Here is a 23,113-nt window from a genome sequence, read left to right as displayed (position 1 = left end):
AGCATGGAGGACAAAAAAAGAATAAAGGCCCTTTTCGACAGGTATCGGAAAGGCACTGCCACAGCAGAGGAAAAACAGGCAATTGCCAACTGGCTGGCACAATTGGATGTGCCGGAAAAACCCTTGCCGGATGAGCTGGTGGAGCGCTTCGCAGTCCGATCGCTGCAGCAGCTCCGCCGGAAGCTGGAACCGCCCGCTGCGGTAACGAAGGTCAGATCATTGCGTTACTGGTTATCCGGAGCAGCCGCTGCCTGCCTGTTAGGGGCGTTGTCTGTTTTCCTGATCCGGCATAACGGGCAAAAGCATCTGGCATCCATAACCGGGCAGCCGGCACTTGCTTCACTACATAACACACCAGAACGTTCACGATTACATCTTGCGGATGGGACTGATATCGACCTGGAGGCCGTTGCTGACAGTACGGTCATACTCGATGAAAGCACGCGCATTTACATTCACGACCGTGAAGTTCGCTACGAATCCCGGGGAGCAACTGCCTCCATTGCAGAACACACGCTCCTGACCGCTCCGGGCCAACGATACCGGGTGGTGCTGCCAGACAGTACCCGTATCTGGATCAACGCCGCCAGTGCGGTCACCTACCCCGTCAGGTTCAGGGAAGACTTGCGTATGGCCAGGATGTCCGGTGAAGCATATTTTGAAGTAAGCCGGGCCGCGAACTGGCCTTTCGTTGTGAAGACGGCAAACGAGCACATGATGGTCCGTGTGCTGGGCACCAGCTTCAATATCTCCGCCTGGCAGGATAGCGATACCCTGCAGGCCACGCTTGTGTCTGGCAGTGTAGCGCTGAAAACCGGAAAAACATCCGGCTGGCAGTTGCTCAAACCTTCCCAGAAGGCCATCTATTCCACACGCGATCATCAGTTGCAGGTGCTTGCCGTGAATACAGACAGGGAAACGGATTGGGTGTACGAGCGGCTGGTATTTCGCCGGACGCCCATGAAGGAAGTACTGGAAAAATTGTCCCGCTTCTACAATGTGTCATTTGAAATGAGGAACAAAGCGATCTATCAGTACACGTTTACCGGAACGTTTGAAGACAAGCCGCTGAAAAAAGTGCTGGACTATATGCAGCTCTCATCCAACATCCGCTACAGCACCCTGACAAAGGGGAAGAAAACGATCGTAGAACTTAAATAAAATACTTATGACAACGTAATCAACATCCGCAAAAGAAAACACGGAAACATATGCGACCATGTTCCCGTGCCAAAAACTAACAATCAGTTAATTCTTTACTTCAAAAAAGCTTTACAAAAGTATGAAAAAATTAGCTCATGTCAATGGAGCTGGGGGACTTCGTCTTTCTAATCTCAATCTAACTAAAATACTTCCTGCTATGAAGTTGCTGTTGGCGTTTATGCTACTTTCAGTGAATGTAGCTTTCTCCAATTATTCCTACGCACAGCACACAAAGCTGTCGCTGGATATCAGGAATAAAAGGATTGTGGATATCCTGGATGAAATAGAGAAACAGTCTGAATTCCGTTTCTTCTACAACGGGGAAATGGTGGACGTTTCCAGGAATGTTTCTGTGAAGGCTTTCAGGAAGCCTGTCTTTGCAATACTGAACGAATTGTTCAGGCAATCCAATGTAGGATATAAAGTGGTAGACAGGGATATCATTCTCACGCCGTTATCTGCGGCTGACCGCGAAGCTAAAGCAGATGCCGTTGTTTCCGGTACGGTAACAACCGATGGTTCCGGCGAGCCGATCCCCGGTGTAAGCGTTATGGTAAAAGGCACCAGTGTGGGCACCGCTACGGATGAAAAGGGTCATTATACCCTCACGGTATCCGATCTGGAACAGACGCTTGTGTTCACCTACATAGGTTATGCAGCGCAGGAGGAAGCGATCGGTGGCCGCAAGACCGTGAACATACAGATGAAAGCGCAGGCATTCGACATGAATGAAGTAGTAGCGATCGGTTATGGTACCGTAAAGCGTGCGAACCTCGGCGGTGCTATAGCAACAGCGGACGCTAAAGCTTTTGAATCGCGCCCGGTGCGTAACGCGGCCAACGCCCTGCAAGGCGTGGTGCCCGGCCTCACGGTAGTGCGCAGCGGCGGCGCTCCCGGCAGCACACCTGCACTGCGTGTAAGAGATATCTCGTCTATCAATGGTGGTATGCCGCTCGTACTGATCGATGGAGCAGAAGGTGATATCAACCTCATCAATCCGGCGGACATCGAAAGCGTATCTGTATTGAAAGATGGTACAGCCGCTATCTACGGCGCCCGTGCATCCGATGGTGTGATCCTTATTACCACCCGGGGCGGTCGCCGCAACCAGCCATTGAAGATAGGGGTAGATGCGTTCTACTCCCTGAAAACACCCGCATTGTTGAAAAAACCGGCAGGCTTGTACGAGCACGCCGTAATGGGACTTGAGATATCAGATGGCTCCTTTCCTGTAGAATACACCAGGGATGAACTGCAGAAAATACTCGCCGGCAGCGATGAAGTATTGCCCGCGGCACGCTGGGGAAGATGGTCCGGTTACAATAAATTCTTCAGGGACCAGAACTGGAACGAGCATGTTATTGGCAATGGCAGCCTGCAGAACTACAACCTCCGCCTTACCGGTGGTGGCGACAAATATTCCTACATGATCTCTCTCGGTCACGTAGCCGAAAATGGTCTCCCGAAATTCGGGGTGGATAACGACAAACGTTATTACGCCAGGATGAAAGCCAATGTGGAGCTGAGAAAGGGGCTGCAGTATGATCTGAACCTGTCTTACGAAGGCGGTGACCGCAACTACGCTTCTGTGATCGGCTACGGGCAGAACGTATGGGAGCTGATCTACAAAACCCGCAGCTGGGCCCCTGTATATAATCCTGCCGGCAACTTCTATACTTTCGAAGGTTTCGATAACCCCGCGCAGGTTTTGCAGGAAGGTGGCGATACCCGTTCCACGACCGGTAATTTCACCTTCAACAACCAGCTGACCTGGCAGGTGATCAAGGGCCTGAACCTGATAGGCCGTGCGGTGGTGCGCAAGAACGATGGCGATAACTACATCGTTCAGAAGATGATCTACAATTACAACTGGGATAATGTGAACCACCGTATCGCCAGAAGGCCGAACAGTGCGGAACGCAACTATTTCAAGAACCTGTATAAGAACTTTACCCTTTATGCGGAATACAAAAAGAATTTCGGCAGGCACGACGTTGGTCTTATGGCCGGCGCGGCGAACGAGTCTAACAACTACGACCGCCTGTGGGCAAAACGTATCAACTTCGATCAGCAGGTTTCCATGCCATTGTCTTTGGGTAGCCAGGTTGGTGCAGATGCTTCCAGTGAAGGCAATGCATGGACGATCAACTCCTTCTTTGGCCGCGTAAACTATGGCTTCGCCAACAAATACCTCCTTGAAGCAACCCTGCGTGCAGACGGAACTTCCCGTTTTGCATCGGATTCCCGCTGGGGTTACTTTCCGGGCGTGAACGTTACCTGGCGTGCAGGAGAAGAAAGCTTTGTCAAGCATCTCAATATCTTCGACGACCTGAAATTCAGGGCGTCTTATGGTGAAATGGGCAACCAGTCCGGTATCGGTTTTTATGACTACATCGAGCTGATCTCCATCGCTACCAACTATTATCCCTTCGGTGCTGCGCAGCGCGACCAGATGGCCCGCCAGTCCAACCTCGTATCTGCCGACCGTACCTGGGAAACTATCATATCAAAGAACGTCGGGATCGACTTCAGTTTGCTGAAAGACCGGCTGTATGGTTCATTCGACTATTTCTGGAAAGAGAACAGGAACATGCTCATCCCCGTTTCCTATCCTTCTATGCTCGGTATCGCAGCGCCTGCTACCAATAGTGGCCGCCTGGAGATCAAAGGCTGGGAAGTTGCGCTGGGCTGGAGAGACCAGGCCGGCGATTTCAACTATAGTGTACGTGTTAACGTGAGCGATGCCAGGAACAAGGTGGCGAGCCGTATCGGCAATAACCTGATCGGCCTCGGACTGAACAGAACACCGCTGGGGTATTCCACCAATTCTTTCTTCGGGTATGTATTTGATGGTATCATCCAGAATGAAACAGACTTGCAGGAGTATCGCAAGCGCTTCCCGAATGAAGGCCAGGTGCAGACGGAACTGAAAGTAGGAGATGCGAAGTATCTGGACCTCGATGGCGATGGCAGGTTGTCCGTACTCGGCGATGGTAAGCCCGGCTCCGGCGATGTAGTTTACCTCGGCGATATGAACCCGCGTTATAATTTTGGTGTGAACCTCGGTGCGGGGTACAAAGGCTTCGACTTCAGCACCTTCATTCAGGGTATTGGCCGCCGCACAATGTTCCTGCAGGGAGATGCTGCCATGCCTTTCGCACAGCCCTGGTTCCAGTCTCCGGAATATTTCTACGGCAAAACCTGGACACCCGAGCGCACGGATGCCAAATATCCGGCTATCACGCTCACCGGCAGACGGTTCTATAACTACAACGCTTCTACCAATACGAGATTCAAAGTGGGGTATGTGCGTATGAAGAACCTTCAGATTGGCTATACCGTACCGAAAAAGTATATCCGGAAAATGAAGATCGACAGAGTACGTTTTTACTTCAGCGGTGAAGACCTGTTCGAAGTGCATAACGCGCCGGGCGGCTGGGACCCTGAAGATGAGGGTGGTATCGCCGCTTATCCTTTTACCCGTAATTATTCGTTCGGCGTAAACGTAGTTTTCTAATCCATTAATACATCAAGTCATGAAGAAATATATTGGGAAAATGGCAAGTGCCGCGGCGTTGTTCGTTGCTGCCGCAGGGTGCCAGGACATAGATCTGAGACCGAAAGACTCGCTGGACGACAGCCAGTTCTGGGTAAGTGCTGCCGACTATAAAAAAGCCGCCAACCAGTTGTACAGCAACATTGAAACATTGGGAGTGCAGGACGTGAATAGCGATATCTCCTTTGAATTGAACCCGAACAATGTCAGCAACGGCTCTTATAGTGCACTGAATGCAGATGGCGACTGGAGCGACCGGTTCACGGACTTGCGGAACTGTAACAAGATCATCGAAAAAGGACAGGAATATAGCGGAGTTGATTCCGTACAGGTGCAACGCTTTGTGGCGGAGGCCCGTTTCTTCAGGGCGTACAACCACTGGCGCCTGATGAAGAAATTCAACAGCGTGCCTGTTCTCACAAAAGTATTGAACACCCAGTCTCCTGAGCTCTATGGCAAAAGAGAACCGCAGGCCGTTGTGGAAGACTTTATACTGGCGGAACTGGAAACAGCGGCAGCGAAGTTGCCCAAGCAAAGCGAACTGGCGGCGACAGACCTTGGCCGTGTTACACAAGGCGCCGCGCTCGCGCTGAAGGCAAGAGTAGCGTTATTTGCGGGTACCTGGGCAAAATATCACAGCCACCGTACTGATGCAGACCAGTTGCTCGGCCAGGCGATCAGCGCTGCTACCCGTGTGATCGAAAGCCAGCAATATCACCTGTTTGAAGGTGCGGGCGCGGACAGCTATCGTCACACGTTCATCGACCGGGGAGATGATTCACCGGAATCTATCTTCGCGAACCGCTATGCGCTTGATATCCGCATGCACTCCACCGGCAGTTCCGTGTACTGGGGATGGCGCGGTTCTCCCACCAAAAAACTGGTGGACATGTACCTGATGAAGACTACGGGTTTGCCGATCCAGAACGCGGCATCCGGCTTTCATGGCTACGCACAAATGGAAGATGAGTTCCAGGACCGGGACCCGCGCATGCGCCAGACCATTCTGATCCCCGGCACCAGCTTCCTGAGCACAGACGGGGCCTTCGTCTGCAGCCCGGCTTTCAGTGTAAGACCTGAAACACGTACTGGTTACAAGCTTTGGAAGTTTATGACGGAAGTAAGGGCTGCCGGTTCAGGCCAGTCAACTTTCGATGTGCATCTCATCCGCTATCCGGAAGTACTGCTCATACTTGCAGAAGCAACGTTTGAAAAAAACGGCAGCATCAGCAACGATGTGCTGAACAGCACGATCAATGTGATCCGCAATCGCGAAGGGGTTAAAATGCCGCCGCTGACGAACGAATTCGTAATGGCCAATAATATGAACATGCTTGACGAGATCCGCCGCGAACGCACGATCGAGCTTGCATTTGAAGGTTTCCGGCGCGATGACATCCGCCGCTGGAAGACCGCGGAAGCAGAGCTGGCGCAGCCGGTAAAAGGCATCAAATATAAAGGCTCCCAGTACGAAGCGCAGAATGTGCTGAATGACGGCAACCCAGGCCTGGTAGACGAAAATGGATTTCTGGTCGTGGAACCCCTGTCTGCCCGTACTTTCGTGAATCCTAAACACTACTCCAGCCCCATTCCGCTGGACGAGATCTTCCTGAACCCGAACCTGGCGCCCAATAACCCGGGGTGGCAGTGATCATAATGCAAGAAAAGGCTGCCGGTAATACCCGGCGGCCTTCTTTTTACCAATATTTTAATATACATGAAATATCTGCATCTGAAACCCACCGGCTTGCTGAAAAGCCTGCTGCTCATGCTTCTTTTCTCCACACTGACCAACGTTTCCAAGGCGAATGAAATAGACGGCAAGCGATTTGTGACCCTTTGTATCATGATCCGCACAACGCCCTGGGAAGTATCCCGCGATGTAAAACTGCACCCCCGGGATGAAGGGAACTGGCATACACTGGAAGGTGTGCAGGCATTGCGAACAGCATTCGCGAAGAACAATCCGGATGGGCGCCTGACATGGGGATTCACCATGAACGCACTGGAAGATCAGCGGGAGAATTATAAACAGATCCGCGATTACGTAGTAGCCTGTCAGCAAAAGTATGGCGATGAGGTGACCTATTTCCCGGGATATTTTCCGGCAATGTACCTGCCCCGGGAACGGGTGAACCGTGAAATGTCGGAAGCCATACAGCTGATCTCCGGGATGGTGGGTAAAGGCTACCGTCCCCAATCCGTTATCGGCGGATTTCTTGCGGCGGACAACCTGCGGTACCTGGCCGAGAAAGAGAATATCCACGCAGCGCATGCCGTGATCTGGAGCCAGCACAACATTGATGGGGGTGGCGCAGACGGTTCGCCATCCTATCCTTTCTATCCCTCTGCCGAACATTTCTGCAAGCCGGCGCAGGGAAAAGAGGATTTTATCGATTGCGTGAACCTTGATGGCTGGACGATGGATTTTATTTGTGCACGGCGCAGCGGGCAGAATGGGCACCAGATCACGGGCTACAACAGCCGCAGGGGCGTAGGGCCGATAGAAACTTACAAAGGCTGGGGCCTTGAGCTCGGGCACCGCGAAGTGATGCATACGCAATCCATCCACTTCGATAAGGGTGTGGAACTGAACGGCTTTGGCTGGGTGACCAATATATGGGAAGCACAGATGGTACATGAATTTGGACAGGAATTTATTTGCAAGGCTATGGAAATGTGGGTAACGGATACGAAGAAACGCTGGCCGGATGTGCAATTTGTGTCTTTCGGAGAATTCGGTACCATGTGGCGCGAAAAACACAGGTCGGGCAACGACTGGAACTACCGGTTCGTGGAGCGTGGCTCGGGGCTGGGAGATTCCTACAATAACCTGGAGATCAAATGGTTCATGAACAAGGAATTCAGGCTGGCCCTGCAGCGCGACTGGCATATCAAAGGCTCGCCCACCTATGTGATCGACTTTACCCGCTACGACCTCAAAGCCAAAGAACCCGCAGATCCTTCACCGGGCCGGCCGGTCAAAGACTGGAGCCTCATCAACGTAATGAATCAGAAGGGCCTGCGGCCGCAGGACAAGCCGAAACTATTGAATGAACTGGATGCAGCTGATCAGCGCCTGATCCGGAAATATTATCCGCAACTCTTCGAAAAACAAAAACAATAAACGAAATACCCGATATGCATACATTTAGTAAATGGAGCCGTGCCGCTATCATAACAAGCGTACTGGGCCTGGCAAGTGTGGCCGGCGCAGCAGCACAAACGGCAAAAGGATTCGTCTATACAGACAAAAACGGCAATGGCAGGAAAGACAAACAGGAAGCGGGCATCCCCGGCGTGGCCGTCAGTAACGGCAGGCAGATAGTGAAAACAGACGGGAACGGGCGATATGAATTACCGGTCGGGAACGACGACATCCTGTTTGTGATCAAGCCTTCCGGTTATCGCGTACCAGTGGACGCCATGATGCTTCCGCAGTTCTATTACATCCATAAACCGGGCGGCTCTCCCGCCAGCCTGCGTTATCCCGGTGTGAAACCTACCGGCCCGCTGCCGAAGGAAGTGAATTTCGCACTCATCCGGCAGGAAGAGCCGGCGCAATTCCGTGCGCTGGTTTTCGGTGATCCGCAGGTGTACTCGCAGCAGGATATCGACTGGTTCCGCAAAGGCATCCTGGAAGAAGTAAAAGGAGTGAAGAACGTGGCTTTTGGCATGAGCCTGGGAGACCTTGTAGGTGATAACCTCCATCTTTTCAGCGATTACAAAAAGGAGATGGCTGTACTGGGCCTTACCTGGTATAATATGGTAGGCAATCACGACCTGAACTTTGGTCAGGGGGTTACAGACGCGCTGTCAGACGAAAGCTACGAAGCGCATTTTGGCCCTGCGAACTATGCCTTTGAATACGGGAATGCCCATTTTATTGTGCTGGACAACATCCTTTCTCCGGACCCCCGCAAGAATAGCGGCTACTGGGGCGGGTTTCGCGAAGATCAGCTGGAGTTTGTAAAGAATGATCTTGCGAATACGGACACGGGGAAGCTGGTGGTGATCGCTTTTCACATTCCCATGAAAGGACGTGCTTTCCGGAGCGAAGATCGTGAACAGCTCTTCAGCTATCTGAAAGATCACAAGCATGTATTGATGCTTAGCGGCCATACCCACTTGCAAAAACAAAATTTTTATACAAAGGAAGAAGGTTGGCTGCAGGAAAAGCCGCTGCATGAATTCAATGCGGGCACAACTTCCGGCGACTGGTATTCCGGTGAACTGGATGAACATAACGTACCATTCGCCACCATGAGAGATGGCACGGAGAAAGGATACCTGTTTTTGAATGTTCACGGAAACTCCTACACTGTAGACTACAAAGTGGCCGGTAAGGACTCCACTTACCAGATGAGCATATTCGCGCCGAAAGTGATCGGTCACCGTAAAGATACGAGAGCCGATTTCTATGTGAACTTCTTCACCGGCGATGAGAACAGCAAGCTGGAATATCGTGTGGATGACGGGCAATGGACACCCTTGCGTAAAGAAGAGCGCATCGATCCTTCTTATTACGAACGTTACCTGCGCTGGGACCAGGTGGATTCCCTGATGCCCGGCAGAAGGCCTTCCGATGCCGTGATCTGCTCCCACCTGTGGAAAGGGGCGGTGAGCACGGAACTGCCCGTAGGTACACATCAACTGCAGGTCCGCGCAACGGATATGTTCGGCAGAACTTTCACCGGCGAACGGATGCTGAGGGTAGATCACCCCATAGCATTGCCCGCAGTGAAATAATGGATGTTCCCCGGAGCTGGAATAAGGGCTGACTAAAAGGGAGATCCCTTTAGTCAGCCCTCAGTCTGTTGAAAAATATCAGAATGTATATTTATTTTCCGCGATCAGCTTGTCCGCCACCCGCCGCCGTGCCGCCTTGGTATTGAAAGGCTCGGTTTTGGTAAAGCGTTTCAGTCCCAGCAGCATCATCCGTTGCTCATCTCCTTCCGCAAAACCGTTGATGGCGTCTTTGCCGGATTTATTGACCCGGTCCGCCGCATCGGTGAGGTAGGTGCGTACCATATCCGCCTGCAGGGCCGCCGCATCGGCGCCTCTGAGGTCGGTAAGTTTCATCAGGCGCAGCAGTGCGCTTTCGCAGATGAAAGTTTCGATGGCCATGTCCGCGATATTCATCAGTATTTCCTGTTCCGATTCAAGCTGCATCATCAGTTTCTGCGCGGCAGCGCCGGCTGTCATGAGGATGGCCTTTTTCATATTCGTGATGATCTTTCTTTCTTTGGCGAAAGGGCTTTCATCATCATTCCCGAAATCAGGGATGCTCATCAGCTCTTTCATGACGTTCATAGCGGGAGTCATCAGGTCCAGCTTGCCTTTCATGGCACGTTTGAGGGTCATGTCCAGCGTGAGGAGGCGGTTGATCTCGTTGGTGCCTTCAAAAATGCGGTTGATGCGGGAGTCCCGGTAGGCTTTGGATATCACATATTCATCGCTGAAACCGTTGCCGCCGTGTATCTGCACGCCTTCATCCACAACAAAGTCCAGCACCTCGGAGCCGTTCACTTTCAGCATGGCGCATTCCACCGCATATTCTTCCGCCGCGCCCAGCAGGGCTTCATTGAAGGCTTTGCCTTCTTTCAGCAGTTCCTGCTCTTTCTGTTCAATGAGCTGTGACGTGCGGTACAGCGCCGATTCGCACACCCAGATGCGGATAGCCATTTCGGCGAGTTTATGTTTGATGGCGCCGAAGTTGGCGATGGGTTGTTTAAACTGTTCCCGGGTGTTGGCGTAGTTGATGGCGATGTTCATACTGCCTTTTGCGCCGCCCAGTGCCGCCGCGCAGAGTTTCAGGCGGCCGATGTTGAGGATGTTGAAAGCGATGAGGTGGCCTTTGCCGATCTCGCCCAGTACGTTTGCCACCGGTACTTTTGCGTCCTGGAAGTAGATCTGGCGGGTGGAGGACCCTTTGATGCCCATTTTGTGCTCTTCCGCGCCGAGCGTGAAGCCGGGGGTATCTTTATCCACGATGAAGGCGGTGAACTTGTCCCCGTCTATTTTGGCGAAAACGGTGAACACATCGGCGAAGCCGGAATTGGTGATCCAGCATTTCTGCCCGTTGATGAGATAATGTTTGCCGTCCGCATCCAGCTTTGCGGTGGTTTTGGCGCTGAGGGCGTCCGAGCCGGAGTTGGGTTCCGTGAGGGCGTAGGCGCCTTTCATTTCGCCGGAGGCCAGTTTGGGAATATATTGCTGTTTCTGCTCTTCCGTGCCGAAATAGAGGATGGGCAGCGAGCCGATGCCGTTATGGGCAGCCATGGCCACTGAAAAGGAATGCCCTGCACCCAGGGATTCATTGATGAGGGTGGCGGTGATAAAATCCTTGCCCAGCCCGCCGTAAGCTTCCGGAAAGGCCGCGCCGAGCAATCCCTGCTCCCCGGCCTTGTCCAGCAGAGCGGTCATCAGCCCCTCTTCCAGTTTGTCCAGCCGGTCCAGCACCGGCGTTACTTCTTTTGTCAGGAATTGTTCTGCCATCTCCCTGATCATTAACTGCTCTTCTGAAAAATCTTCGGGAATAAAAATTTCGGAGGGTAATGTTTCCCTGACGAGGAATTCTGCGCCTTTCAAGGCTGCTTTGCCGGTAACCGCGGTATCCATCTTGCTAAAATTTAGTCTACTCCCAATTTACCGGAATTATACCAATTGGCAAAAGTTGATTAAAATTGCCGTTTGTTTGAACCATGCACGAACTTCGCCTGCCATACCTGCAAAGTGAATTTTCCGGAATGACCACCGGTTCGGGGAGCGAACTGCTTATCTGTTTCCATGGTTTCGGGGAGAGCGCATCGCATTTTGCCTGTATGGAAGCGGCTTTGGGCAATATCTTCACTATAGTGGCGTTAGATATGCCCTTTCATGGCCAAACCCGCTGGAATGAAGGGCGTGATGTGGAGCGGGCGGACCTGGAAGCGCTGACCGTGAAAATATTGGAGCGGTTTGGCAAACAAAGGTTCTCACTTATGGGTTATAGTATGGGTGGCCGGCTGTCGTTATGTATTGTAGAGAAGATGGCCGCCAGTATCAACCATGTGGTGCTGCTGGCACCGGACGGATTGAAGAACAATCCCTGGCATATGATCGCCACGCAAACACGGCTGGGCAACAGGATATTCCTGTACAATACCCGCAACCCGGCCCTGTTTTTCAGGTTGCTCTCCATCGGACGAAAATGGAAACTGCTCAATGAAAGCGTGCACAAATTTGTATTGCACAGGATGAATGCACTGGAAAAGCGCCAGCTTGTATATGATGTGTGGACCAATATGCGGAAAATGATGCCGTCCAAACGCCGGTGCAGGGAAATGATGGCCCGGTACGATATTGATACGGTCATGCTTTTCGGACGTTACGATCGTGTGATCCCGCCGGTGCTCGGCGAACGTTTTGCAGACGGGAGTTTCCCCTGCAAGATCGTGGTGCTGGAGAAAGGGCATCAGTTGCTGACGGAGTCAGCGGGATTTATTATCAGAAAAAATTTAAGGAAGGAGTAAAGCATGGATGCCTTATTGATTATTGCCCTTGGCCTTGCGTTTTTATACGGTATTTTGATGGTATCCTACAGTTACGGCTGGAGCCGGCTGAAGTTATTCCGCCCTAACCGCCATGCCTATACCTTTAATACAACGGTATCTGTTGTCATTCCAGCGCGCGACGAGGAAAAGAATCTTCCTTTGCTGCTGGAAGCCCTGCAGCAGCAGAGTTATCCATCCAACCTGTTCGAAGTGATCGTGGTGGATGATTTTTCGGCTGACGGCACGGCCGACGTGGTGAAGTTTTTTCCTGCCCAGAATGTCCGCCTTATCCGCATGAGCGACCATCTCAATGCCGAGCAGCGCCTCAATTCCTATAAAAAGAAAGCGATAGAGCTGGCTATCCGGGAAGCTACGGGCCATCTTATTGTTACAACGGACGCGGATTGCGTAATGGGTTCCCGCTGGCTGGAAACCATCGTGAAATTCTACGAAACCTATCATCCGCGCTTTATTGCGGCGCCGGTGGCCTATCATGGGGAGAACAGCTTTTTTACCAGGCTGCAGTCCCTCGATTTCATGACCATGCAGGGCATAACCGGGGCAGTGGCTTATCTGCAGACGGGGACCATGTGCAACGGGGCGAACCTGGCCTATGAAAAGAGCGCATTCGAAGCCGTGGGCGGATTCATGGGAATAGATATGATCGCTTCGGGGGATGACATGCTGCTGATGTACAAGATATATCATGCCTACCCGGATGGCGTGATGTATCTCAAAAGCCGGGATGCCGTGGTGCGCACGCTGCCGGTGAACGATCTTTCCGCCTTCATGCAGCAGCGTATCCGCTGGTCGTCCAAGGCGGACAAATACGAGGATAAAAGGATCACGCGGGTGCTGGTGCTGGTGTACATCTGGAATGTGGTCCTGCTGCTGATGGCCGCGGTAGCCATTTTCCGCCCGGAAATATGGTACTGGCTCCTAGGATTGCTGGCCTACAAGGTAGTGTTGGAACTGGTGTTTCTTGTGCCGGTGGCGGTTTTTTTCCAAAAGCGTTCCCTGCTGCCCTGGTTCATTCCCGGGCAGCCCTTCCATATCATTTATGTCGTAGTGGCCGGATGGCTGGGCAAGTTCGGCAGTTATGAATGGAAGGGGCGCCAGGTGAAATAGGCGCCCCTCCGGGATCAGAATTGTGAGATCATCCAGTTGCCGTTGGCCGTTTCCGTGATATTCATGCGGTAACGCGCCGTGTCCTGGAAGCTCCAGTCCAGATTAGCCCGCATCCAGGCTTTCAGCACGCTGATATACCGCTGCAACTCTTCATTCACCTCAGCGCCGAATGAAGGCAGGTTTTCGCTGAGGGTGATGAACCGCCGTACTTCGGCATCATGCATCCTGGCCGTTTCGGCCAGCGCTTCTTCCAGGTCCAGTTCCCTTTCTTCTTTCAATACCGTTACCAGGTTGTGTACATCTCCCTGGCGACGTTCCTTGTCGAATGAAAAGAGGTCATTTGCCCAGCAGACCACGTTGTTGCAGGCCAGGGCCAGTTGCACAACGGTTTCATGCAGCCGTACTTCCTCCGGGAGGTAGATGCTTTCCAGCACTTCGATCAGCTCTATATCCGCATACAATGCGCCGGTATAGGGTCGTTTTTCGATGTAGTCCTTTACGGACGGCGCCTCGTGGCGGATGCGGTTGTCCACTTCCCAGAGGCATGCATCCATGTAATCGACCATGCTTTTTTCAAAGCGCTGTTGCCAGGCCGGGCTGCTGATCTTTTTCAGGCGTTTCCAGAGATCCGCGAAGCTGTTGGCCAGCGGCATCCCCTCTTCGGGGGCCACTACCTGGTTGTTCTTGAGGATCATGGTCACGAAGGAATGCACCATTTCCAGGAAGTCCCGCTTGCCGAAGCGGGATTCGTCGTTTTTGTCATCCAGCAGGAAAAGCCATGTGTTGAATTCTGCGGCGATGCAGAGTTTGAAACGCCCGGCCGTAGGGAATGCACGGGACGACAACATGGCAAAACGCGCTCTGCGAAAGCGTTCACGAGCCTTTTCGGATCTTACCAGCTCAAAATGATGTACCCAGTCTGCAGTGTGGAGTTCTGCTTCATTGGCAAAGGGATTGAGCATAGAAGGGAACGGGCAGAAAATCTGCGGGATTTTGGTCTTAAGCATAAATAAATGTTTAATGGTTATAAAAATGGTTACGTACAAACGGATTGAGGGTGTAAACGGCTAACAGGACGGTTACTGTGCCTGACTGTGCCAGCTAAATTGTCTTCTTTGTGATCTCTGTTCAAGGTATAATGATATGCCTGCTATTCTCGTGTCTTCTGTCCTGGCCAAGGCATTTTGCCAGGGAAACATTCACTATGCAAAACGTCTTTCTGTGTCTGCATAAAAATTAAGCTATTTTACGAGTATAATAAAACGCAATTTGAGGGGCGGCCGGGAAATTTGCGGGTATAACGTTCACGGTTAAATGAAGAAATAATCCCTTCTTTGCTTTAACTTGGGCGTCATGGCCCGTTCCGCATCATCTTTTTCCCGACAAGCCTGGAAACGGCTCCGGCGCAACAAGGGCGCCATGGCCGGGCTGACAGTGATATTGCTGGCATTGCTGGCCGGCATTTTTGCCTATTTCCTGGCGCCGGACCAGACGCCTTATGCCAACCGCATGCTCCTGGAGGTCAGCGGGCAGAAACCCGGCTTCCGGATCAGCATGCTGGCCATCCGGAAATCCCCTCCGCCGCCGGAGCGCAGCTGGTTCCATCATCTCGTGAACGGCAGGGAAGATAAGGTGACATTCGTTCCGCTGGTATCCCACCGCTTTAAAGGCGATTCCATTTTCGTGCAGAAATATGTGGATGAAGGCACCACTGTTGAGGAAGCCTGGCCGCTCGCCAGGGTCGTTTACGGAAAGGATGTGCCCGGAAAGGATACCGCGCTATTGCGGCGGCAGGTGGAACAGGAACATCTTTTCGAGCGGCGTTTCTATCTGGGGACCGACAAGTTCGGGCGGGACATCCTGAGCCGCCTGCTGGCCGGTACCCGCGTAAGCCTGAGCGTCGGGTGCATTGCTGTGATCATTTCCCTGACCATCGGCATCTTCCTCGGCGCCATTGCCGGTTATTTCCGGGGCGCTACGGATGAAGCCGTGATGTGGCTGATCAATGTGATATGGAGCGTACCTACGCTGCTGCTCGTTTTTGCGATCACGCTGGCGCTCGGAAAGGGATTCTGGCAGGTGTTCATTGCGGTAGGGCTTACCATGTGGGTGAACGTAGCCCGTATCATCCGCGGGCAAGTGCTGAGCCTGCGGGAATTGCAGTTTGTGGAAGCCACCAGGGCGCTCGGTTACGGGCATGTGCGCACGATCGTCCGCCATATCCTGCCGAATATCCTCGGCCCGGTGATGGTGGTGGCCGCCAGCAATTTCGCCACCGCTATTGTGGTAGAGGCCGGTCTGAGCTTCCTGGGCGTGGGGGTACAGCCACCGCAGCCCTCCTGGGGCCTGATGATCAAGGAAAACTACAATTTCATCATTACCCATAACCCGCTTCTGGCCCTGGCCCCCGGTATCGCAATCATGCTGCTGGTGCTGGCTTTCAATCTGTTGGGTAACGGTCTGCGGGATGCGATGGACGTAAAGGGCCGTATTTAAGGTATTTTGGGCCGATACTTGATCGGTATTATTATTTTTTATAATTTTAAAGTGTTTTTCAATCCGAACTATGTATGCCCTTTAAAAAGTACTTCCTCATCATATGCTGCGCATTGGCTGTAATGGCCGGCGGCTGCAAGAAAAAGAAAAAAGATGACGGCACTCCGGTGACGCCTCCTGCCCAGGAAGCCGAACTGGCCATCACCATTCCCAATATCAATCTTAACCAGGATAACAATGCCGCGCAGGGGAATACCCTGGGTGTAACGGTGAATGTTACCTCCACGCCCTTGCCGCCGGAGGGGTACACCATCACCATAACGGCTACCAATCCCGCCGGTGAAGTGATCGCACAGAATGCTGCGGTGGCCGGTACCGGTGGCAGCACCGATATAACTTTGATCAATCTTCCAAGCCTGCAGGTGGCGAAGATCGTGGTGACGGTAACCTCCAACACCAAACCGTCCAATACCAAAACATTCCGCTTCGGGGTGATGAACAAGGTGCCGTAGTTACCCTTTCTCCATATCATAGCGCAACGGCTGTGCATGCAATAGCATATTTAACCGCTTTTCCCTAGGTTTGCAGCTGGTGAAAAGAAACACAAGACCATGCGAATAGCCGTTAATGCTTCCCCGTTGCTGCAGGATACTCCTGCCGATACCGGGAATGTGGCCAGTGAAATGTTGTACCGCTTGTGCAACCTGCATCCCGGGATCGAATTTTTGCTGATCGCAGACAGACCGGGCGCACTTCCCCGCCCTCTTCCTCCAAATGCACAGCTGGTAACGCTGAAACCCTGGCTGAACAACGGTCCGGGCCGGTATATCTGGCGCCGCCGGCAATGGCCGCGGGCGCTGAAGAAATACAGGATCGACCGGCTGCTGTGCTTCGACGACCTGTTGCCGGTACCGGAGGGGCTTCCGGCATTCCTCGTGCTCACCCGCAATACCGCCCTGCTGGATACCGTGGCAGCTTCCCGGTATATCCGCAGCTACAGGAGCATTTCCCTGTTCTCGGCATTCATGCGGGAGCAGATAAATAAACGTTTTGGCGGGCTGGATGGCCAGATGGAATTTCTGCCGCCTGGCGTTGCCGAAGCCTATATGCCGCTCAACTGGGAGGAAAGGGAAGCAGTGAAACGGGAATATGCCGCGGGAATGGAGTATTTTATCGCCGTGGGGAGCATTCACCCGGATAATAACATCATTCCCCTGCTGAAAGCTTTTTCCCTGCTGAAGAAACGGCTCCGCTCCGGTATGAAGCTGGTATTGACCGGCCGGCTGACATCTGCCGGCGAGGAAATAGCGGAGGCGCTGCAGACCTACAAGTTCCGGGATGATGTGATCTGGCTGCAACAGCCGGACGAAGGTATCCTGGCACGCCTGGTTGCCGCAGCTTACGCCATTGTGCACACTGCCGGGGCGGACGGCCTGCCCGTACCGGTCTATACCGCCCTCCGCTGCGAAGTGCCTGCAGTCGTGATCCACGCAGGGGCTTCACCGGAAGCCGGTGGGGATGCCGCACTGAATGCTGTGGCGGGGGACATTACCGACCTCTCGGAAAAAATGGGCGCACTTTATAAGGATGAACTGCTGAGAAGCAGGCTGATGGCACATATTCCGCGCATTTCCAGCTGGGACGAAGCTGCCGTTATGCTCGGGCGTACCATCACATCCTGAACAAGCATGACAAAAAACGTATTTTTGCTTTTTCAAATCAGATATAATGACAAAAAAATCTTCCATACAGATACAGGTAGCGCTGGATGAGAACAAAGTGCCGGAAAGCATAGAATGGACAGCGTCCGACAGTACGGCAGACCGTATGAACAAGGCAAAGGCAATGATGGTGGCCTTTTGGGACGGGGCGGACAAAACAGCGCTCCGGATAGACCTGTGGACCAAGGAAATGATGGTGGATGAAATGGCAGATTTCTTTTACCAGACCATGATGACCATGGCGGATACCTATCAGCGTGCCACGCCGTATGCGGACCTTGCCAATGATCTGCGGACGTTCGCCACGGACTTTTACAAGAAATTCGAAGAAAAACTGAAGAACCAGGACCAGTAAAAACACACCATATGTCATTAGAACAGCAAATCAACAGTGCCATCAAAACCGCCATGCTGGCAAAAGCAGAAGCCGAATTGCGCGCCCTCAGGGCTATCAAGGCAGCTGTATTGCTGGCGAAAACCTCGGAAGGGGCGCCCGCCGAGCTTTCAGAAGCCGATGAAATGAAGCTGCTGCAAAAGCTTGCGAAGCAACGGAAAGATTCGCTGGATATATTCCGGCAGCAGAACCGGGAAGACCTGGCAAAGAAGGAAGAGGAAGAACTGGCCGTGATCGAGCGTTATTTGCCGAAGCAAATGGAAGCATCGGAGATCCGGGCAGTATTGACAGATATTATCGCCACCACCGGCGCATCTTCCCCGGCCGATATGGGCAAGGTGATGGGTGTTGCCACCAAACAGCTCGCCGGCAAAGCGGATGGAAAAGTGATCTCCGCGCTGGTGAAGGAATTATTGACCAAATAATCAAATCCGGCCCGTGGCCATCGACATCCTGTTTGCCATTATCCTGGCCTTTGCCATCTACAAGGGATTTACCCGCGGTCTGATCGTAGCGGTATTTTCCCTCGTGGCGTTTGTACTTGGGATGGCCGCGGCGCTGAAATTATCTGCCGTTCTGGCCTCGTATCTGGAACAATCGGGTATGCATGGCCGTTGGTGGCCGGTGATCAGCTTTATCGCCATTTTCCTGGTGGTGGTGATCATTGTGCGGCTCGGCGCTGCATTTCTCGAAAAGATCGTGCAATGGTCCATGCTGGGATGGCTGAACCGGCTGGGCGGCATACTGCTTTACGGTATCGTGTACACGGTCATTTACAGCGTGATGTTATGGCTGGCCAATCAGCTGTACTGGCTCAGCCCTGAAATCAAGCTGCAATCGGCCGTCTATGCGTGGATAGAGCCGCTCGGGCCCTGGGTTATGGAGCATATCGGCAAAGTATTGCCGGTTTTCCGCGATGTATTCAGTGAGCTGGAAGGTTTTTTTGAGCATGCGGCGAGCGAATTGCCCACACAACCTCTTCATCTTTGAGACTATTTGAATTAAGAAAAAGAATTATTTTAGCGCAAAATTGACTTCAAGCATAGGTAATGAATTACGAAATCAAAACACAGGGTAAATTCAGGTACATTGAAGAAGGTGAAGGAGAGCCGGTAATTCTGCTGCATGGATTGTTCGGCGCCCTGAGTAACTTCAGCGGCCTGCTGGAATATTTCAAGGCTCATTACAAAGTGGTGATCCCCATGCTGCCCCTGTTTGATCTGAATATCCTGGAAACCTCCGTAGGCGGCCTGGCCAAATACGTGCACAAATTCATTGAAACCCGCGGTTATGCCAACTATCATCTGATGGGGAATTCTCTCGGCGGCCATGTTGCCCTCGTGTACATCCTCAAACACCCGGAAAGAGTGAAATCCCTCATCCTTACCGGCAGTTCCGGCCTGTTCGAGAACGGTATGGGGGAAACCTATCCCAAACGCGGCAACTACGAGTACATTCAGAAAAAAACGGAGCTTACCTTCTACGATCCTGCCATGGCTACCAAGGAACTGGTGGATGAAGTGTTCGAGATCACCAGCAACCGGCTGAAAGTGATCAAGATCATCACGCTCGCCAAATCCGCTATCCGCCATAATCTCGGGGAAGAGCTGAAAACCATCACAACGCCCACATTGCTCGTGTGGGGCAATAATGATACGATCACTCCGCCAATGGTGGGAGAAGAGTTCCATAAACTTATCCCTAACTCTGAACTGCACTTCATCGACAAATGCGGTCACGCGCCCATGATGGAAGTCCCGGGCGAGTTTAACAGGATCATGCATGATTTCCTGAAAAGGCTCAACAACAAAACCGTAGAAGCCGGCGCCAGCTGACCGTTCATCCCTATTGCAGCACCATTGCTCCGTGATTCCTTAATTTTTAACACGTAAGTGTCATGGTATTGGAATATTCTTTGCTATTATTGCAGGAGAAACACGATCAATTATGTTGGCACAGGAACTCATATCTACCATTGTGCCGGTCTTGCATCCGATGGATACCGGCGCGAAAGCATTGCGGCTGATGAATGAATATCATCTCACGCAATTGCCGATCGTGGTGGATAGCAAATACCTGGCGCTGGTGGAAGAAGAAGAAGTGATGGACTGGGAAGATCCTGATCAGCTGCTGGAAACCTCGCCCAACCATACTTTCAAGCCTGCCATCATGGAAGGCGCGCACTTCTTCGAAGCCCTCAAGCTCTTTTACGATCAGAAACTCTCCGTGCTTCCCGTTGTTTCAAAAGACAATGAGTACCTCGGCCTGATCACGAAAGACAACCTGCTCGCCATCCTCGCCCAGTTGAACGGCGTAAAGGAAACCGGCGGCCTGCTGGTGCTGGAAGTGGAACCGCGGGACTACAGCCTCAGTGAAATTGCTCGCATCGCAGAGAGCAATGATGTAACCCTGCTGAGCGTGAACACGATCACCAACCCGAATACCGGCAAGCTGGAGGTGCTGCTTAAAACGAACCGCCAGGAACTGCATGGCCTCGTTGCCACCTTCGAACGCTTCAACTACGTCATCAAATACATGTTCAGCGAAGAACTGGAAGAAGATCTTCTCAAAAAGAATTATGACCTGCTGATGAATTACATCAGTATGTAATTTCCCCAAATACCTTATTTTTAAAGCGAACCTACCACTCCCGCATGCGCGTTGTCCTCCACATTTACGGCATATGGTTATGCCTGCTGTTTGCCTTACCCGTGCTGGCGCAGGTGGAAAACCCTCCGGTACAGGAAGCCGCGTACATGGTGGTACGCCATGTGGTCGTACAGGGCAACAAAAAAACGCGTACCTCCATCATCCTGAGAGAGCTTCCCGTCAGGCCCGGCGATACCATTTATCTCAATGTGCTCGGTGAAACGCTTGAAAGCAGCCGCAAACAGCTGCTCAATACCTCTCTTTTCCTCAACGCCACGGCCAATGTAAAGAACTGGGAAGGCCAGGAAGCCGACGTGGTATTTGAAGTATGGGAACGCTGGTACCTCTTCGCATTCCCCATTTTCAAACTGGCGGACCGGAATTTCAACCAATGGTGGGTGGAGCAGAACAGGAGCCTCAAACGTGTGAATGTGGGCGTAAAGGCGTTCCAGGACAATCTTACCGGCCGGAACGACGATATCTACGCAGATGTCACTGTTGGCTACACGCAGCGGTTCCTGCTCGGGTACAACCTCCCGTATATCGATAAACGTTTCCGGCATGGCATCGGCTTCGTAGTATCGTATAGCCGGAACCGTGAACTTAACTATATATCGGATGCCAACAAACAGCAGTTTTTCCGGCAGGATGATTTCCTGCGCCGCCAGTTCCAGTTCGGCATCACTTACTCCTATCGCAAGGCGATCTCCACGCGGCACCAGCTCTCCATGTCATATAACAATGAAACGGTGAACGATTCGGTGGTCATCCTCAATCCGGATTACCTCGGGAATGCCAGAAAGGAGGTCCGGCACCTTGATCTGGCTTACCGTTTCAATTACATTCAGGCGGACAGCTGGCAGTATCCGCTGAAAGGGACCATGTTGCAGGGCGAAGTGCTCAAGACCGGCATCGGGCCGCTAAGCGATATTGATTATGTTAAATTCCGCGTACGCGCCATCAAATACTGGGAACTGGCGAGGAAAACATATGGCGCCCTCGGCGTACTTGGACAGGCGAAATTCCCCGACATACAGCCTTATGCCGGCGTACGCGCGATGGGTTATGGCGATGACTACCTGCGCGGGCTGGAATATTATGTGGTGGACGGCACCAGCTTTTTTATCCTCAAATCCACTCTCCGCCGGGAATTGCTCAACTTCAGGGTGAACCTGCCTATAGTGCCGAAGAAATTCAGCAGCCTGCCCATCCGGGTGCTGGCAAAAGCATACGGGGATATGGGCTATGTCTATTCCAGGATGACGCGCAACGGCATCCTGAATAACAGGATGTTATACACCGGAGGCATTGGTCTTGATGTGGTATCCTTCTACGATGCCTGTATCCGCTTTGAATACAGCATCAATCAATTGGGAGAAAAAGGTTTATTTTTGCACGCTAAGCTGGATATGTAACACGAACCACAAAATTAAAAATGCACGTAGCCCTTTACAGCCGCGGTTTTGTCAAAGAAGACCTGGAAGATGTACAATTGTTGCTGGATGAACTGAAACGCCAGGAGATCACACCGGTAATATATGAGCCCTTTTACAGGGAGCTGCGCCCGCATGTGAAACTGACGGCAGATGCAGATACCTTTTCCCGTGCAGAGGACCTGGATGGCAGGATAGAGTTCCTGGTGAGCCTGGGAGGCGACGGCACCCTGCTGGATACGGTGAGTTTTGTCCGGGACAAGAACATTCCGGTGATGGGGGTGAACTTCGGGCGGCTGGGCTTCCTCGCCGGCATCGGCAGGGACGAGATCCACGAGATCGTGGATGCCCTTGTCAGCCGCAGTTATGTGGTGGACAAAAGGTCGCTCATCCACCTGGACGCCAGCATTCCCCTGTTCGGCGAAGTGCCCTACGCGCTGAATGAATTCACCATTCACAAGAAAGATACCTCCGCCATGGTCAAGATACATACTTACCTGAACGGAGAGTTCCTCAATACCTACTGGGCGGATGGCCTGATCGTGGCAACACCCACAGGATCAACCGGTTATTCCCTCAGCTGCGGCGGGCCTATCGTATTTCCCGAAGCAGCCAGTTTTGTGATCACCCCGGTTTCCCCGCATAACCTGAACGTAAGGCCCATCATCGTTCCGGATGACCATGTGATCTCTTTTGAAGTGGAAGGCCGCAGCGACCAGTTCCTCTGTACGCTCGATTCCCGGATGGAAGTGATCGATAACCGGGTGCAGCTCGCCGTAAAAAGGGAAGATTTCTCCATCAGCCTGTTAAGACTGAATGAGGGGAATTTTCTGCATACCCTGCGGAACAAGCTGTTATGGGGCATCGATACCCGCAATGCCGGAAGGAAGTGAGCGTTGTTATCCTTTTTTAGGATGCGAAATACAGCATAACTATCTGACAAACAATTTATTATTTATTCAATTTGCCGCCCGGCCAATGAAAAACAACGGCCTGTA

The 23,113-nt window shown here is 52.3% G+C and carries 19 protein-coding genes; 17 read left to right on the top strand and 2 right to left on the bottom strand.

The genetic code is table 11. The annotated features are described in order from the left end of the window. Positions 1–3: 3 nt before the first annotated feature. From FW415_RS02600 to FW415_RS02580, 5 genes are all read left to right on the top strand, one after another. The gene (locus FW415_RS02600; RefSeq protein WP_148382743.1) at positions 4–1,161 is read left to right on the top strand and encodes a FecR family protein; all 1,158 of its coding nucleotides are present in this window, start codon (positions 4–6) and stop codon (positions 1,159–1,161) included. 199 nt (positions 1,162–1,360) lie between these two features. Continuing rightward, a complete protein-coding gene (locus FW415_RS02595) occupies positions 1,361–4,720 on the top strand; it encodes a TonB-dependent receptor (RefSeq protein ID WP_148382742.1) in 3,360 nt (1,119 codons plus the stop codon). 19 nt (positions 4,721–4,739) lie between these two features. Further along, positions 4,740–6,410: a RagB/SusD family nutrient uptake outer membrane protein gene (locus FW415_RS02590; RefSeq protein WP_148382741.1), complete on the top strand. Its 1,671-nt coding sequence runs from the start codon at positions 4,740–4,742 to the stop codon at positions 6,408–6,410. A 66-nt stretch (positions 6,411–6,476) separates the two neighbouring features. Next, the gene (locus FW415_RS02585; RefSeq protein ID WP_148382740.1) at positions 6,477–7,886 is read left to right on the top strand and encodes a DUF3863 domain-containing protein; all 1,410 of its coding nucleotides are present in this window, start codon (positions 6,477–6,479) and stop codon (positions 7,884–7,886) included. A gap of 14 nt (positions 7,887–7,900) precedes the next feature. Further along, the gene (locus FW415_RS02580; protein WP_148382739.1) at positions 7,901–9,508 is read left to right on the top strand and encodes a calcineurin-like phosphoesterase family protein; all 1,608 of its coding nucleotides are present in this window, start codon (positions 7,901–7,903) and stop codon (positions 9,506–9,508) included. A 78-nt stretch (positions 9,509–9,586) separates the two neighbouring features. Here FW415_RS02580 and FW415_RS02575 read toward each other — a convergent pair whose 3' ends face one another. Continuing rightward, entirely contained in the window at positions 9,587–11,380 is a 1,794-nt protein-coding gene (locus tag FW415_RS02575) for an acyl-CoA dehydrogenase family protein (protein WP_148382738.1), read from the bottom strand. An 83-nt stretch (positions 11,381–11,463) separates the two neighbouring features. Here FW415_RS02575 and FW415_RS02570 point away from each other — a divergent pair, with 83 nt between their 5' ends. Both FW415_RS02570 and FW415_RS02565 read left to right on the top strand, forming a co-directional pair. Further along, a complete protein-coding gene (locus tag FW415_RS02570; RefSeq protein WP_148382737.1) occupies positions 11,464–12,273 on the top strand; it encodes an alpha/beta fold hydrolase in 810 nt (269 codons plus the stop codon). Between the two features lie 57 nt (positions 12,274–12,330). After that, complete coding sequence (locus FW415_RS02565) at positions 12,331–13,422, top strand: glycosyltransferase (protein WP_168208635.1); 1,092 nt, start codon at positions 12,331–12,333, stop codon at positions 13,420–13,422. A 14-nt stretch (positions 13,423–13,436) separates the two neighbouring features. Here the strand turns inward: FW415_RS02565 and FW415_RS02560 are convergent, their stop codons facing one another. After that, positions 13,437–14,429, bottom strand: coding sequence for a terpene synthase family protein (locus tag FW415_RS02560; protein ID WP_148382735.1), 993 nt, complete (start codon positions 14,427–14,429; stop codon positions 13,437–13,439). Positions 14,430–14,775: 346 nt separating this feature from the next. Between FW415_RS02560 and FW415_RS02555 the strand changes: the two genes are divergently transcribed. The 10 genes from FW415_RS02555 (at position 14,776) to FW415_RS02510 (ending at position 23,008) form a co-directional block, all read left to right on the top strand. Continuing rightward, positions 14,776–15,918, top strand: a complete 1,143-nt coding sequence (locus FW415_RS02555; protein ID WP_148382734.1) for an ABC transporter permease — start codon at positions 14,776–14,778, stop codon at positions 15,916–15,918. A 74-nt stretch (positions 15,919–15,992) separates the two neighbouring features. Then, positions 15,993–16,430, top strand: a complete 438-nt coding sequence (locus FW415_RS02550) for a hypothetical protein (RefSeq protein ID WP_148382733.1) — start codon at positions 15,993–15,995, stop codon at positions 16,428–16,430. Positions 16,431–16,529: 99 nt separating this feature from the next. Then, positions 16,530–17,600, top strand: coding sequence for a glycosyltransferase (locus tag FW415_RS02545; protein ID WP_148382732.1), 1,071 nt, complete (start codon positions 16,530–16,532; stop codon positions 17,598–17,600). Between the two features lie 46 nt (positions 17,601–17,646). After that, a complete protein-coding gene (gldC, locus tag FW415_RS02540) occupies positions 17,647–17,994 on the top strand; it encodes a gliding motility protein GldC (protein WP_148382731.1) in 348 nt (115 codons plus the stop codon). Positions 17,995–18,005: 11 nt separating this feature from the next. After that, complete coding sequence (locus tag FW415_RS02535; protein WP_148382730.1) at positions 18,006–18,458, top strand: GatB/YqeY domain-containing protein; 453 nt, start codon at positions 18,006–18,008, stop codon at positions 18,456–18,458. Between the two features lie 13 nt (positions 18,459–18,471). Then, positions 18,472–19,023: a CvpA family protein gene (locus tag FW415_RS02530; protein ID WP_168208634.1), complete on the top strand. Its 552-nt coding sequence runs from the start codon at positions 18,472–18,474 to the stop codon at positions 19,021–19,023. 59 nt (positions 19,024–19,082) lie between these two features. Then, on the top strand, positions 19,083–19,868 hold the full coding sequence (locus tag FW415_RS02525) for an alpha/beta fold hydrolase (RefSeq protein ID WP_148382728.1): 786 nt from the start codon (positions 19,083–19,085) through the stop codon (positions 19,866–19,868). A gap of 112 nt (positions 19,869–19,980) precedes the next feature. Then, entirely contained in the window at positions 19,981–20,643 is a 663-nt protein-coding gene (locus tag FW415_RS02520; RefSeq protein ID WP_148382727.1) for a CBS domain-containing protein, read from the top strand. Positions 20,644–20,687: 44 nt separating this feature from the next. Next, on the top strand, positions 20,688–22,097 hold the full coding sequence (locus tag FW415_RS02515; protein ID WP_148382726.1) for a BamA/TamA family outer membrane protein: 1,410 nt from the start codon (positions 20,688–20,690) through the stop codon (positions 22,095–22,097). Positions 22,098–22,117: 20 nt separating this feature from the next. Continuing rightward, on the top strand, positions 22,118–23,008 hold the full coding sequence (locus tag FW415_RS02510; protein WP_148382725.1) for an NAD kinase: 891 nt from the start codon (positions 22,118–22,120) through the stop codon (positions 23,006–23,008). Positions 23,009–23,113: the final 105 nt, after the last annotated feature.

The organism is Chitinophaga sp. XS-30 (assembly GCF_008086345.1).
GTDB lineage: Bacteria > Bacteroidota > Bacteroidia > Chitinophagales > Chitinophagaceae > Chitinophaga.
This window is presented reverse-complemented; position numbering and strand designations above follow the sequence as displayed.